Consider the following 13,354-nt stretch of genomic DNA (forward strand, 5'->3'; position numbering starts at 1 on the left):
TTCAGGAGAGAGAGCAATGGCAAACGTCGATGGCAGCTGGGATTGCGTGGTCAAGTCGCCGCTGGGCGACCAGAAGATGACGTTGACCGTCAACAGCGCCGGCAACACCTTCACCGGTGCGGTGTCGGGCGCGATGGGCGGCATGGACGTCACCGGTGACGTCGATGGCGACACGATCACCTGGAAGCAGAGCATGACCGTGCCGATGCCGATGACGCTCGACTGCAAGGCGACTGTCGAGGACGACGTTCTCAAGGGCAGCGTCGCGGCCGGCGCCTTCGGCAGCTTCCCGCTGACCGGCACGCGGACGGCCTGATCGCCTGAATTGCTATGAGAGGGGCTCGTCTTTCCACACGGAAAGGCGGGCCTTTTTCTTTTTCAGTCCGGGAGGGAAGGAAGAAGAAAATGAAATCGACGACCCATCTGTTTGCCGCCTGCGCGCTCGCCGCGCTGGCTACCGCGACCACCACCCCCGCGACCGCACAGAATTACGACGAACGCCCCGCTAAGATGGCGCCGCGCGACGTCGGCTACGACTATGTGCGCAAGGTCGTCGAGATCCCAATGCGCGACGGGGTCAAGCTCCACACCGTCATCATCGTGCCGAAGGGCGCGAAGGACGCGGGCATCCTGATGACGCGCACGCCCTATGATGCCGACGGCCAGACCAAGGTCGACAGCGGCACCTATGCCGGCATCCTCGAACACGGCGACGGCGCGGGCGACGTGATTGCCGCGGCGGGCTATATCCGCGTGATCCAGGACGTCCGCGGCATGCACGCTTCGGAGGGCATCTACATGATGAACCCCGCGCGCGCCGGGACCGCGCAGAACCCGACCAAGACCGACGATTCGACCGATACCTACGACACGATCGACTGGCTGGTGAAGCACGTCCCCGAATCGAACGGCCGCGTCGGGATCAGCGGGATCAGCTATGACGGCTTCCTGCCGCTGATGGCGCTGATCAATCCGCACCCGGCGTTGAAGGTCTCGGTGCCGATGAACCCGATGGTCGATGGCTGGCGCGGCGACGACTGGTTCCACAATGGCGCGTTCCGCGAGGGTATGATGCCCTACGTCCTCGGCCAGGAGGCGACCAAGGATGCCGGCACGCCGTGGATCACCGACACCGCCGACGACTATGACTATTATCTCAAGGGCGGCTCGGCAGGCGCGATCGGCAAGGCGCAGGGCCTCGAACAGCTCGGCTTCTGGCGCAAGATCACGCAGCATCCCGCCTACGATTCGTTCTGGTCGAGCCAGGCGATGGACACCGTGCTCGCCGGCCAGCCACTCAAGGTGCCGACGCTGATCGTCGGCGGCCTGTGGGATCAGGAGGACATCTACGGTGCGCCCGCGGTCTATCGCGCGCTGGAGCCCAAGGACACCGCCAACGGCATGGTCTACCTGTCAATGGGCCCCTGGTATCACGGGCAGGAGGTCGGCAACGGCAGCGCACTCGGCGCGATCAAATGGGACGCCGACACCGCGAAATGGTGGCGCTGGCACGTCCTCGCGCCGTTCCTCGCGCACTATCTCAAGAGCGACCAGCCGGCGATGGACGTCGCCCCGGTGACGATGTTCCAGTCGGGCCGCAACGAATGGCAGAGGCTCGACAAGTGGCCGACCGCGCCGACCGCGGGCACGCCACTCTACCTCAAGCCCGGTGGCACGCTCGGGTTCCAGGCGGCTGGCGGCGCGGCGACGACCGCGGACTATATCTCCGATCCGGCCACGCCGGTCAGCTACCGCGTGCGCCCGACGCTGCCGACCTATGCAAGCGGATCGACCTGGAAACAGTGGCTGGTCGACGACCAGCGCGCCGTCTCCGGCCGCCCCGACGTGCTGACCTTCACCACCGATGCGCTCACCACGCCGACCACGATCGCGGGTGTTCCGGAGGTGAACCTGACCGCCTCGACCAGCGGCACCGACAGCGACTGGGTGGTGAAGCTGATCGACGTGTATCCGGACGTCTATCCCGGCGACAAGGCGATGGCGGGCTATCAACTGTCGGTGGCGATGGACATCTTCCGCGGCCGCTACCGCGAGGACCTCGCCGTGGCCAAGCCGATCGCCGCCAACGTGCCGCTGAAATACAAGTTCGCGCTGCCGACCACCAATCACGTCTTCCTGCCCGGGCACAAGATCATGGTGCAGGTTCAGTCGAGCTGGTTCCCGCTCTACGATCGCAATCCGCAGACCTTCGTCCCGAACATCTTCTTTGCGCAACCGAAGGATTACGTGAAGGCGACGCAGAAGGTGACGGTCGCCGGACCCGACGAAAGCTACATCAGCCTTCCGCTAATACGTTGATTAGTCTTACATCATCCCGGATACGTTCCGGGATGATGTAAGGAAAACATCGCCCTGCATCGGTCGGAATGTGGCAGCGTAACTGGTTCTTAGGAGGCCGTGGATCATAGGTCTGCGGCACAACAGACCGGATCGCCGATGAAACGCCTCCCCCTGATCGCGCCGAACCCGCCGCGGCTGAGCGAGCACCTAGATGCATTGCGCCGCGTCGAGGCGTCGGGCGTGTTCAGCAACAACGGCCCCGAGGTTCGCGCGTTCGAGGCCGGCGTCACCGATAAGCTCTTCGGCGGCCACGGCGCCAGCCTCGCCGTCGGCAATGCCACGCTCGGGCTGATGCTCGCGATCCGCCATGCATCGGGGATGCGAACCGGTGGTCTGAACCCCAAGCAGGGCACGCTCGCGCTGATGCCTGCACTCACCTTCGCCGCGACCGCGCAAGCGGCGGCATGGGCGGGGCTGACGCCGCTGGTCTGCGACATCGACGCAAACGACTGGGGTGCATGCGCGCTCGAGGAAGAGCGGCTGCTGCAACGCCACGGCGAGCGGATCGGCGTGGTCGTGCCCTATGCGACGTTCGGCAACGCGATCGACCTCGACCGCTACGTCCATTTCCAGCGGCGCTACGGCGTCGGAATCGTGATCGACGCGGCCTCCTCGCTCGGCACGCTAGACGACGCAGGGCTCGGCTTCGGCGCACGCGCGCCGTTCGCGGTGGTCCATTCGATGCACGCGACGAAGACGTTCGCAGTCGGCGAGGGCGGCTTGATCCACAGCGGCGACGTCGACCTGATCGCCACGCTCCGCTCGATGGGCAATTTCGGGTTCGAAGGCAGCCGCAACGCGACGCTGCCCGGCATCAACGCCAAGCTGCCCGAGATCACCGCGATCATGGCGCAGACCAAGCTGGCCGAGATCGACAGAATCGCCGACCACCGCGCCGTGCTGGAGGAAACCTACCGCGCCACGCTCCCCGATTTCCAGTTCCAGGCAGTGTCGGGCCGGCGTCGCTCGATGCAGTTCATGCCGGTGCTGCTCCCCGAGCACATCGCGCACCATCGCGATGCGATCGTCGAGGCGATCGAGGCGGACGGCGTCGGTTGCGGCCGCTATTTCAGCCCGCACCTCGGCGAACAGCCCTGGTTCCAGGCGACCGCGATGATCGAGCCCACCCCGGTCGCCGACAGGATCGCCGGGCGGATGCTGTCGCTACCGATCACCGATGCGATGTCGGTCGAAGACGCGCGGCGCGCTGCCGAGGCGCTCGCGAACGCCTGCGCCGCGATCGTCCGGCCGCGCGACCGGCGTGCGTCGGTGCGAGGGGCGGGCGGCAAGATCGCCTCAGTCATCGTGATCGGCGGCGGCCCCGCGGGGACGGCGATGCTCACCTCGGCGACCAAGCGCGGCCTGCTCCCCGATCTCGCCGGGTCGGGGCTGATGGTGATCGAGCGCGGCAATGCGATCGGTGGCGGGCGGCTCGGGCGTTATGCGATCACGTCGGATTCGACCGCACAGACGTTCCTGACCGCGGTCCGAGACAATGTGCACCCCGAACTCGCGCGGCTGGTCGATCATCCCGCCGGACGTGCGGTCGCGGCGCACGAGGGCGCGCTCGGCGTGCCGCTGACCGAGGTCGGGCCGCTGTTGCGCGCGACCGGCGACCGCCTGACCGATATCGTCCGCGCCAATGGCGGCGTCGTGCTGACCGGGCACGAGGCGCTGGGCGCAAAACGCGTCGGCGAAGGCCTGTGGAGTGTGCAGGTCCGGCGCCTCGCCGACGGCCATGTCTTCGAGCAACTCGCGCGCAACATCGTCGTCGCGACCGGCGGTCACCAGCCGCTCGACCGGCTCGCCACGCAGCGGGTCGCGGGGGCCGGCTTGATCGAGCTGGCAAGCGGACGCCTGCTCCAGTCCGACGACGTGCTGACGACTGGCGGGTTCGAGAAGGTCGCCGATATCCTGACCGGCAAGCGCGCGCCGAAGATCGCGGTGGTCGGCGGTTCGACCAGCGCACTGACCACGATCGCGCTGCTGCTGAAGAGCCAGCCCCCGCTGCCGTTGGGGGCAGGGGCCATCACGCTCCTGCACCGCAAGCCGCTGCGTCCCTTCTATCATTCGGTCGAGGCCGCACATGGCGAGGGGTTCACCGATTTCGGCCCCGACGACATCTGCGCGGTGTCCGGCTTCGTCTACCGCCTCGCGGGCTTCCGCCTCGAAGCGCGCGACCTCGTGTTGCGGATGCTCGCCATCGACGGTCGCACGCCCGATCCCCGCGTGGCACCGCACCGGATCACGGGCGACGACGATACGGTCGCACGGACGACGATCGCGGACGCCGATCTCGTCATCGCGGCGCTCGGCTATCGCCCGATCGCGATGCCGATCGCCGACCGCGATGGCGCGCAGATGCCGCTGGCGGCGCATGACGGAAAGCCGATGGTCGACCGCCACTGCCGGATCGTCGACGATCAGGGCACGCCGATCCCAGGCCTGTACGGGCTCGGCCTGGCCGCCGGCTTCGTGCCCTGGGGTGCTCTCGGTGGCGAATCCAGTTTCTCCGGGCAAGCCAATGGCTTATGGCTCTGGCAGAACGACGTGGGGTTGATGATAATCGATCAGGTGATGGCATCGAAGGCACTGGCAGCAGCGTGACGTCGGACGATCGAACGGCTGATCCCGCCGTGAGCCCCGCCGTTAGCCCCGTCGTTAGCGTGGTCATGGCCGCGTATAATGGCGCCGGGCTGATCGAGGAGACGCTCGCCAGCCTGGAGGCACAGACCTTCACCGATTTCGAGGTGATCGTCGTCGACGACTGCTCGACCGACGACACGCGCGAGGTGGTGCGCGCCTGGCGCGATCCCCGCGTGCGACTGGTCCAGATGGCGAAGAACGGCGGCCCGGTGCTCGCCCGCAACCGCGGCTTCGCAGAAGCACGCGGCCGCTACATCGCCGCGCTCGACCATGACGATATCTGCCGCCCCGATCGCTTCGAGCGGCAAGTGGCGTATCTCGACGCGCATCCAAACACCGTCTTGCTGGGCACCGCCGCCGAACTCCTGACCGCCGGCGTGGTCGGCCCGTCCAGCTATGCGCCGACCACCACGCCCGCGCTGGTCGCATGGCTCACCTGTATCGAGAACCCGCTCGTCTGGTCGTCGACGATGATGCGGACCGAGGTGGCACGACAGCTCGACCCGGTGACCCGGCCGGAGCTCCTGTATGCCGAGGATTTCGACCTGTATCAGCGGATCCAGCATTTCGGCGCGATCGCGCGGCTGGACGAAGCGCTGGTGCTGTACCGCGTCCACCCCGGCGGCGTCTCGAAGCGGTTCGTCGATACGATGGAGGCGGCATCGGTCCGCGTCCTGACCGAACGCTATGCCCGGCTGTTCGACGATCGCGCGGAGCGGATTGCGCGCCTGATCATGCTGCACAACATGGCCAAGCGCCCAGTTCCCGATCGCGCCGCACTGGCCACGCTCGGCAGTGCGCTGAGCGTCATCCAGGCGGACTTCCTGGCGACGCACGACTGCTCGGCACACGACATCCGCCTGATCCGCTGGGAGACCGCGCGACGCTGGGGCGATATCGGCCGCGCAGGGCTGCGTGCCGGAACGGTCAGCCTGCAAGACGTGCTGGCGGTGCGCCCCGATCATCTCGGGCTCGGCTATGCCGGCGTCGAAGCGCTGTTGTGGTCGGGGCTCATCGGCGGCGTACGTCGCGCCCGCCGGAGGATGCAGCAGAGCCGCATGGCCCAGACCGCGGAGTAGCGCGGTCCGGGCCGGTATTTCAGACCTTCGCGGCGTAGATCATCCGGCCGGCACCAAGCCGCGCGAACACCTGGTCGAGATCGCGCTCGCCGACCGCGAAGCAGCCCTGGCTGCGACCGAGCATCCCGTGGCTCTCGATCATGTCCTTGTTCGCGTACCATGCCGAATGCACGACGATCGCACGATCGAGCGCGTTGTCGTTGGTCGGATCGAGCCCGATCAGCCGCTGCGAGCGGCCATGCTTGCCGACATAATAATCGTCGGTGACGAACGCGCCCTCGGACGAGGCGTTCGAGCCGAAGCGGTTCGAGAAGCGCTCGAGATAGCCGGTATGCGCCGGATCCGAGCCGCTGCCGTGCGCGACCAGCAGCGACGTGCTGCGCCCGCTGGCGAGGTCGATGAAGTGGAACCGCGGCTTGCCCGACGGCGCCGCGAAATCGGCGATCGCGATCCGGTCGTGATGCTGGATGCGGCTGCCGTGACGGCTGAGCGACGCCATCGCCTGGCGCAGCAGGTCGGGACGAACCACCTTGGGCGACGTCAGTGCGACCGTCGTGCGCGGCAGCGGCGGCTGCGTCATCGGCTTCAAATCACGTGCGGTCAGCGGACGTCCGAGACGCGTCGTCGCCGACACTGCCCCCGGCACCGCCAGAGCCCCCGCCAATACCAAACCATTCTTCAGAAGCGCGCGTCGTTCGCGCACAAGACCTTGCTCGTCGTGCATCGATTTTCCCGAAATTGCCCCGTTTCTTGGAACATCCTATAGCCGATTTTCCGTGAATATTCTGCAACCATTTCCACTGGTTGTGGGTCCGTTCCCTCGAACTACCCCGGCTTGGGGTCGGTTCGTCGACTCAATCCTCCGACGGCACGTTTTCGAGAATCGCGCGTTGGGCGAAAATATCGGGATTCGAGGACGCGACGATGGGCAAGATGGCGAACGGGACGGCGCGGTCTTTCATGGCAATGGGGCTGACCTTTGCGATCCTCGCGGGTGCAAATCCCGCGCAGGCCGCATCGGCTGCCGCCATCGCCGCGATGCCGATCGAACAGGCCGCGACCGAACTCTCGCCGAACCAGTTCGTCTGGAAGGACAATGGCTCCAGCGAACCCGTCAGCGTCGTCGTCAGCCTGATGGAGCAGCGCGCGTTCGTCTATCGCGGGTCGGTAATGATCGCGGCGACGACGATCTCCAGTGGCAAGGGTGGCAAGGATACGCCGGTCGGCACCTATCCGATCCTGCAGAAGAACGCGGTCCACAAGTCGAGCCTATATGACGATGCGTCGATGCCGTTCATGCAGCGGCTGACCTGGGACGGCATCGCGATTCACGCGGGCCGCAACCCGGGCTTCCCCGCCTCGCACGGCTGCATCCGCGTCCCGCTCGGCTTTGCCAAGCAGTTGTTCGGGGTGACGACGCTGGGGACGACCGTGACGGTGACGGACGATTTCGAGGGTGGCGTGATGCCGGAGGCGCCGGTCGCGGATCAGGAGACGGCGGTGGCGAACCTGCGCCAGTCGATCTCGCTGGAGCAGTGAGCAACGCCACCCCGTCATCCTGACGAAAGTCAGGATCCAGAGTAACGGACCCTGGCGCTAGTGGCTCTGGATCCTGACTTTCGTCAGGATGACGGGTGCTGGGCGATCGGAAGTCCAAGCTCGACCAACCGCGCACGAAAATCCGCCGCATCGGTAAACAGCACCGATTCGATCCCCAACGCCTGCGCGCCCGCCACATTCGCCGCGTTATCGTCGACGAACACAGCCTCCTCCGCCGCCAACCCGAATCGCTCCAGCGCCAGCCGATAGATCGCCGCATCCGGCTTCACCATCTTCTCCTCGCCCGACACGACCACGTCGCGGAACCGGTCGAACAGCTGTGCTTCACGCGTGCGGAAGGGTGGCCAGAACTCATGGCTGAAGTTCGTGATCGCGAACAGCGGTACGCCCGCCGCGTCCAGTTCCTCGACGATCTCCTGCATTCCCGCGATTCGCGCACCGATGCTCTCGTTGAATCGCGGCCCCCAGGCAGCGATCAGGTCGGCATGCTGCGGATGCAACGCGGCCAGCTCCGCCGAGGTGTCGGCGAAGTCGCGGCCAGCGTCGTGCTGGAAGTGCCAGTCGATCGTCACGACGTCGCGCAGGAACGCGTCGAGCGCCCGATCGTCGTCGATCAGGCGCTCGTACAGGATCCGCGGATCCCAGTCGTACAGGACACGACCGACGTCGAAAATGACGGCGGTAATCAGGGCGTTAGCCCTGGCGTGCCTTGAAGCGACGGTTGGTCTTGTTGATGACGTAGGTACGGCCACGACGACGGATCACGCGGTTATCGCGGTGACGATCCTTGAGCGACTTCAGGGAATTGCGGATCTTCATGATCGATTCGCTTCTTTTCAATTCTAGGTGTGCGGAAAGACGGGATCGCCTAATGGCGGGGTGTGTCCAAGTCAAGCAACGGACACGCTCATGCCATCCGGGAACCCACTCGGCTGGTCGGAGCGTTACTATAGCGCAACATTCTAAGGAAGTACCGATGGCGGTTCGTTCGATCCTGGTCCTGGCGCTGGCAAGCGCATCCCTCACCGCGTGCGCGACCGGCCCGTCGCTGCCGCCGACCGAAGTGCTGCGCTATCATCTCGGCGAGCCGATCGACCGCGGCACCATCGCCGTCCAGCCGCTGACCGCCGGCGGCCCGGCTAGCATCGAGTTCAAGACCTATGCAGCTGCCGTGCAGGGTCAGTTGCTCCAAGCCGGCTACAGCGTCCCCGCACCCGGCGCCAAGCCATTGCTGGTCGCCACCGTAGGCTTCACCCGCACCACGCAGGCAGGGCCGCCCAAGCAGTCGCCGATCAGCATCGGCATCGGTGGCGGAGGCTTCAGCGGTGGCGGTGGTCGTCGTGGTGGCGGTGGTGGCGTCGGGCTCGGCGGCGGGGTCGGCTTCCCGATCGGCGGCGGCGGGAGCACCGCGATCCTCGTCTCCGAGCTGTCGGTGACGATCAAGCGCACCGCCGATCAGTCGCCCGTCTGGGAAGGCCGCGCCCAGTCGTTCGCCGACGCTCGCAAGGAGGATGCCCGGACTGATATCCAGGCCGACAAGCTCGCGCGCGCATTGTTCATGGGGTTCCCCGGCGAGTCCGGTCGCACTATTCAGGTGAAATGAACGCGCAAACCATGAGCCCGACCGTCAACGCAGCCTTCGATGGCGGCAACATTCGTGTTGTCGCCGTCGAGGGAGACCGAATCGACCTGGAGATCGTCACCGATTTGCAGTCCGATTTCTTCCAGTGGTTCTACTTCCGCGTGGCGGGCGCAGCCGGCCGCACGCTGACCTATCGCATCCTCAATGCGGGCAAGTCGGCCTATCCGTTCGGCTGGCCGGGCTACAAGACGCGTGCCAGCACCGATCGTCAGGCGTGGCGGATGATCGATACGCGCTATGACAATGGCGTGCTCGAATTCGAGTTCACCGCCGATACCGATCTCGCCTGGTTCGCCTATTTCGCGCCCTACACGATGGAAATGCACGAGGCTCTGGTGGCGCGGACCGCGTTGCTGCCGGGCGTTGCGCACCGCGAACTCGGCCAGTCGCTCGACGGGCAGGCGATCGACTGCTTCACGATCGGGTCGGGCCCGAAGCAGGTCTGGATCTACGGTCGCCAGCACCCCGGCGAATCGATGACCGAATGGTGGATGGAAGGCGCGCTGGAGCGGCTGACCGATTCGGCCGATCCGATTACGGCGGACCTGCTGGCGAAGGCGACCTTCAACGTCGTTCCCAACATGAACCCGGACGGCACGCGCCGGGGTCACCTGCGCACCAATGCGGTCGGCGTGAACCTCAACCGCGAATGGCACACGCCCACGCCGGAGAAGAGCCCCGAGGTCCTGTGCGTGCGCAACGCGATGGACCTGACCGGCGTCGACGTCGCGATGGACATCCACGGCGACGAGGCGATCCCCGCGAACTTCATCGCCGGGTTCGAAGGCATCCCCTCCTGGACCGATGCGCACGGTGAGAAATTCTACGAATACGGCCGGCGGCTCGCGGCGCACACGCCGGATTTCCAGACCGAGAAGGGCTATCCCAAGTCCGCACCGGGCTCGGCGAACCTGTCGATGTCGACCAACCAGCTCGCCGAGCGCTTCGGCGCGGTGTCGATGACGCTGGAGATGCCGTTCAAGGATCACGACGCCAACGCCGACCCCGAGTTCGGCTGGTCGCCCGAGCGCTCGAAACAGCTCGCGCATGCGATGCTCGAGACGCTCGCCGGCATGATCGACGAAATCTGACCTGATAACAACGGCTTGGCATGGTCTGGAGGCTTGGGTTCAAGCGCTGCGGACCGTGCGTTGGCCCAACTTTATCCTAACCTTTGAACGCTTCCGTTCAGTTTCGCCATCGCAGGAGCCCGAATGCCGACCCTAGTCCTGATCCGCCACGGCCAGTCCACCTGGAACCTCGAGAACCGCTTCACCGGCTGGTGGGACGTCGACATGACCGCCAAGGGTGAGGCCGAGGCCAAGGCCGCCGGCGAGCTGATGGCCGCCAAGGGCCTCGACTTCGACCAGACCTTCGTCAGCCTCCAGACCCGCGCGATCAAGACGCTCAACATCGCGCTGGAGGCGATGGGCCGGCTCTGGCTCCCGGTCGAGAAGGACTGGCGCCTCAACGAGCGGCATTACGGCGGCCTAACCGGCCTCGACAAGGCCGAGACCGCCGCCAAGCACGGCGAAGCGCAGGTCCATATCTGGCGCCGCAGCTTCGACGTCCCGCCGCCCGTACTCGACGACGGCAGCGAGTTCGACCTGTCCAAGGACCGGCGCTACGACGGCATCGCGATCCCCAGGACCGAGAGCCTCAAGGACACCATCGCCCGCGTCCTCCCCTATTGGGACGAGCGGATCGCGCCTGCGCTCAAGGACGGCCAGCGCATCCTGATCTCCGCCCACGGCAACTCGCTCCGCGCGCTGGTCAAGCACCTCTCCAACATCCCCGACGACGAGATCACCAGCCTGGAGATCCCGACCGGCCAGCCGATCGTCTACGAACTCGACGCCGACCTGACCGCGACGGACCGCTACTACCTCAGCGAGCGCTGACGACGTCCTCAAGTAGCACCACCCCGGCGAAGGCCGGGGCCCAATTGGAAAGGTGGCAGTAACGGAGCGCCGCCACCGGTTAGCTCCGTTTCCCAATTGGACCCCGGCCTCCGCCGGGGAGGTGCGGTTTTACGTAGCGCCTACTGCCCACCAACAACGTTGCCCTAGCCCCCCCACGTCGCTAGGCACGGCGCTCCTTTGATCCGGGGACGGAAATGGCTCTAGTCGGCATCATCATGGGCAGCACCTCCGATTGGGAGACGATGCGCCACGCCGCCGAGACGCTCGACGCGCTCGACGTCGCCTACGAGACCAAGGTCGTCTCCGCGCACCGCACCCCGCAACGCCTCTACGACTATGCGACGACCGCCGCCGACCGCGGCCTCAAGGTTGTGATCGCCGGTGCCGGCGGCGCGGCGCACCTCCCCGGCATGGCCGCCTCGATGACGCACCTTCCGGTACTCGGCGTCCCCGTCGAATCGAAGGCTCTGAAGGGCATGGATAGCCTGTTATCGATCGTTCAGATGCCCGGCGGCATCCCGGTCGGCACGCTGGCCATAGGCAAACCCGGCGCGATCAACGCAGGCCTGCTCGCCGCCGCGATCCTCGCGACCTCGGACGACGTACTCGCGGAGCGCCTGAAAACCTGGCGGGCCGCACAGACCGACGCCGTCGCCACCGACCCCGCCTGAAGCCCGCCTCAAGGACGCCAAGACATGACGCCGCTTCCCCCCGGATCGACCATCGGCATCCTCGGCGGAGGTCAGCTCGGCCGCATGCTCGCGACCGCCGCGGCCCAGCTCGGCTATCACACGCACGTCCTCGCGCCCGACCAGGAGAGCGTCGCCGCCCAGTCCGCCTCGACGATGACGCGCGCGGATTACCACAACCGCATCGTGCTCGCCGACTTCGCCGACGCCTGCGACGTCATCACCTACGAGTTCGAGAACATCGCGGTCGAGCCCGTGGAATGGCTCGCAGACCGCGTCCCTGTCCACCCAAGCCCGCGCGCGCTCCGCGTCGCCCAGGAGCGGATCGGCGAAAAACGCTTCGTGGAAAGCGTCGGCGGCCGCCCTGCACCCTGGGCCGCGGTCGACAGCCTCGAAAGCCTGCAGGCGGGCCTGAAAGCGATCGGCACCCCCGCCATCCTCAAGACCGCCCGTTTCGGCTATGACGGCAAGGGCCAGGTCAAGATCGACACGCCCGATGGCGCGCAGGCCGCCTGGGACACGATCGGCGGGCCCGCAGTGCTAGAAGCGTTCGTCCCGTTCGAGCACGAATTTTCGATCCTGATCGCCCGCGGTCTAGACGGCAGCATCGCGCGCTACGATCCACCACTCAACGTCCATCGCGACGCGATCCTCCGCCACTCGACCGTCCCCGCACCTGCCGTCGTGCTGGCGCAGGCCGACGAAGCCGCCGCGCTGGCCCAGCGGATCGCGGCTGAACTCGACTATGTCGGCGTGCTGGCCTGCGAGTTCTTCGTCGGCGCCGACGGCCCGGTCTTCAACGAGATGGCCCCCCGCGTGCACAATTCCGGCCACTGGACGATCGAAGGCGCCGAATGCTCGCAATTCGAAAACCACATCCGCGCGATCTGCGGTCTGCCGTTGGGCGCGACAACGCTGACCGGCCGTGAAGCGACGATGGAAAACCTGATCGGCGACGACGCGGATCGCTGGGCGGAGTTGCTAGCCGAATCAGGCGCGCACCTGCATCTGTACGGCAAGGGCACCGCGCGACCGGGGCGCAAAATGGGCCACGTCACGCGGATCGTCCGTTGAACCGAACTTGACGTCATCTTGACCGCATTGTTCGTCCCGAGTAGCCGTCGAGTAGTCGCCGCAGGCGACGTATCGAGACGGCGCATCGAAGGACAGGTTGGCGCGCGGAACCCATGCTTCGATACGAGCCCTCGATATGCTCCTTACGGAGCTACTGGGTCTCTACTCAGCACGAACGGGAGTGGGGAAACTTTGACCGTCGGCAGCGAGTTAAGCGCGCCGCTCCGACTAGGCTGATCTGAGCACAGTCAGCGCGATCGGTATAATAAGAAAGTGGTGCCCGGAGACGGGGTCGAACCGCCGACACTGCGATTTTCAGTCGCATGCTCTACCAACTGAGCTATCCGGGCACGTCCGGTCTGGGACCGGAGAAGCGTCCGA

The 13,354-nt window shown here is 66.3% G+C and carries 13 protein-coding genes and 1 tRNA gene; 10 read left to right on the forward strand and 4 right to left on the reverse strand.

Annotated elements, in window-relative coordinates; translation table 11 throughout:
• Positions 1–16: 16 nt before the first annotated feature.
• The 4 genes from O6X71_RS07225 (at position 17) to O6X71_RS07240 (ending at position 6,086) form a co-directional block, all read left to right on the forward strand.
• Positions 17–316, forward strand: a complete 300-nt coding sequence (locus tag O6X71_RS07225) for a hypothetical protein (RefSeq protein WP_056063904.1) — start codon at positions 17–19, stop codon at positions 314–316.
• A gap of 89 nt (positions 317–405) precedes the next feature.
• The gene (locus tag O6X71_RS07230; protein ID WP_353465225.1) at positions 406–2,319 is read left to right on the forward strand and encodes a CocE/NonD family hydrolase; all 1,914 of its coding nucleotides are present in this window, start codon (positions 406–408) and stop codon (positions 2,317–2,319) included.
• 138 nt (positions 2,320–2,457) lie between these two features.
• Positions 2,458–4,968 (forward strand): DegT/DnrJ/EryC1/StrS family aminotransferase, encoded by a 2,511-nt coding sequence (locus O6X71_RS07235; protein ID WP_353465226.1) that lies wholly within the window; start codon positions 2,458–2,460, stop codon positions 4,966–4,968.
• Positions 4,969–4,997: 29 nt separating this feature from the next.
• The gene (locus O6X71_RS07240) at positions 4,998–6,086 is read left to right on the forward strand and encodes a glycosyltransferase family 2 protein (protein WP_435368456.1); all 1,089 of its coding nucleotides are present in this window, start codon (positions 4,998–5,000) and stop codon (positions 6,084–6,086) included.
• A 19-nt stretch (positions 6,087–6,105) separates the two neighbouring features.
• Here O6X71_RS07240 and O6X71_RS07245 read toward each other — a convergent pair whose 3' ends face one another.
• A complete protein-coding gene (locus tag O6X71_RS07245; RefSeq protein ID WP_107963506.1) occupies positions 6,106–6,810 on the reverse strand; it encodes a murein L,D-transpeptidase catalytic domain family protein in 705 nt (234 codons plus the stop codon).
• A 200-nt stretch (positions 6,811–7,010) separates the two neighbouring features.
• On the opposite strand from O6X71_RS07245, the gene O6X71_RS07250 reads away from it, so the two are divergent.
• Positions 7,011–7,625, forward strand: coding sequence for a L,D-transpeptidase family protein (locus O6X71_RS07250; protein WP_353465228.1), 615 nt, complete (start codon positions 7,011–7,013; stop codon positions 7,623–7,625).
• Positions 7,626–7,708: 83 nt separating this feature from the next.
• On the opposite strand, the gene O6X71_RS07255 is transcribed toward O6X71_RS07250, so the two are convergent.
• Positions 7,709–8,335, reverse strand: a complete 627-nt coding sequence (locus tag O6X71_RS07255) for an HAD family hydrolase (RefSeq protein ID WP_353465862.1) — start codon at positions 8,333–8,335, stop codon at positions 7,709–7,711.
• Positions 8,336–8,339: 4 nt separating this feature from the next.
• A complete protein-coding gene (gene ykgO, locus O6X71_RS07260) occupies positions 8,340–8,465 on the reverse strand; it encodes a type B 50S ribosomal protein L36 (protein ID WP_003046794.1) in 126 nt (41 codons plus the stop codon).
• Positions 8,466–8,622: 157 nt separating this feature from the next.
• Here ykgO and O6X71_RS07265 point away from each other — a divergent pair, with 157 nt between their 5' ends.
• From O6X71_RS07265 to O6X71_RS07285, 5 genes are all read left to right on the forward strand, one after another.
• Positions 8,623–9,249 (forward strand): DUF4136 domain-containing protein, encoded by a 627-nt coding sequence (locus O6X71_RS07265; RefSeq protein WP_056063889.1) that lies wholly within the window; start codon positions 8,623–8,625, stop codon positions 9,247–9,249.
• Between the two features lie 11 nt (positions 9,250–9,260).
• Positions 9,261–10,379: a M14 family metallopeptidase gene (locus O6X71_RS07270; RefSeq protein WP_353465863.1), complete on the forward strand. Its 1,119-nt coding sequence runs from the start codon at positions 9,261–9,263 to the stop codon at positions 10,377–10,379.
• A gap of 123 nt (positions 10,380–10,502) precedes the next feature.
• Positions 10,503–11,189, forward strand: a complete 687-nt coding sequence (gene gpmA / locus O6X71_RS07275) for a 2,3-diphosphoglycerate-dependent phosphoglycerate mutase (protein ID WP_353465230.1) — start codon at positions 10,503–10,505, stop codon at positions 11,187–11,189.
• 215 nt (positions 11,190–11,404) lie between these two features.
• On the forward strand, positions 11,405–11,881 hold the full coding sequence (gene purE / locus O6X71_RS07280; RefSeq protein WP_353465231.1) for a 5-(carboxyamino)imidazole ribonucleotide mutase: 477 nt from the start codon (positions 11,405–11,407) through the stop codon (positions 11,879–11,881).
• A 24-nt stretch (positions 11,882–11,905) separates the two neighbouring features.
• Entirely contained in the window at positions 11,906–12,973 is a 1,068-nt protein-coding gene (locus O6X71_RS07285) for a 5-(carboxyamino)imidazole ribonucleotide synthase (RefSeq protein WP_353465232.1), read from the forward strand.
• A gap of 274 nt (positions 12,974–13,247) precedes the next feature.
• Here O6X71_RS07285 and O6X71_RS07290 read toward each other — a convergent pair.
• Positions 13,248–13,323, reverse strand: a tRNA-Phe gene (locus O6X71_RS07290).
• Positions 13,324–13,354 lie beyond the last annotated feature (31 nt).

Origin of the sequence: Sphingomonas faeni (genome assembly GCF_040407505.1) — a bacterium.
Classification (GTDB): Bacteria; Pseudomonadota; Alphaproteobacteria; order Sphingomonadales; family Sphingomonadaceae; genus Sphingomonas; species Sphingomonas faeni_E.

What these genes read in the sequence shown, in the direction of transcription:
- O6X71_RS07225 (WP_056063904.1), top strand. Translation starts at nt 17, where the DNA reads ATGGCAAACGTCGATGGCAGCTGGGATTGCGTGGTCAAGTCGCCGCTG.
- O6X71_RS07230 (WP_353465225.1), top strand. Translation starts at nt 406, where the DNA reads ATGAAATCGACGACCCATCTGTTTGCCGCCTGCGCGCTCGCCGCGCTG.
- O6X71_RS07235 (WP_353465226.1), top strand. Translation starts at nt 2,458, where the DNA reads ATGAAACGCCTCCCCCTGATCGCGCCGAACCCGCCGCGGCTGAGCGAG.
- O6X71_RS07245 (WP_107963506.1), bottom strand. Translation starts at nt 6,810, where the DNA reads ATGCACGACGAGCAAGGTCTTGTGCGCGAACGACGCGCGCTTCTGAAG.
- O6X71_RS07250 (WP_353465228.1), top strand. Translation starts at nt 7,011, where the DNA reads ATGGGCAAGATGGCGAACGGGACGGCGCGGTCTTTCATGGCAATGGGG.
- ykgO (WP_003046794.1), bottom strand. Translation starts at nt 8,465, where the DNA reads ATGAAGATCCGCAATTCCCTGAAGTCGCTCAAGGATCGTCACCGCGAT.
- O6X71_RS07265 (WP_056063889.1), top strand. Translation starts at nt 8,623, where the DNA reads ATGGCGGTTCGTTCGATCCTGGTCCTGGCGCTGGCAAGCGCATCCCTC.
- O6X71_RS07270 (WP_353465863.1), top strand. Translation starts at nt 9,261, where the DNA reads ATGAGCCCGACCGTCAACGCAGCCTTCGATGGCGGCAACATTCGTGTT.
- gpmA (WP_353465230.1), top strand. Translation starts at nt 10,503, where the DNA reads ATGCCGACCCTAGTCCTGATCCGCCACGGCCAGTCCACCTGGAACCTC.
- purE (WP_353465231.1), top strand. Translation starts at nt 11,405, where the DNA reads ATGGCTCTAGTCGGCATCATCATGGGCAGCACCTCCGATTGGGAGACG.
- O6X71_RS07285 (WP_353465232.1), top strand. Translation starts at nt 11,906, where the DNA reads ATGACGCCGCTTCCCCCCGGATCGACCATCGGCATCCTCGGCGGAGGT.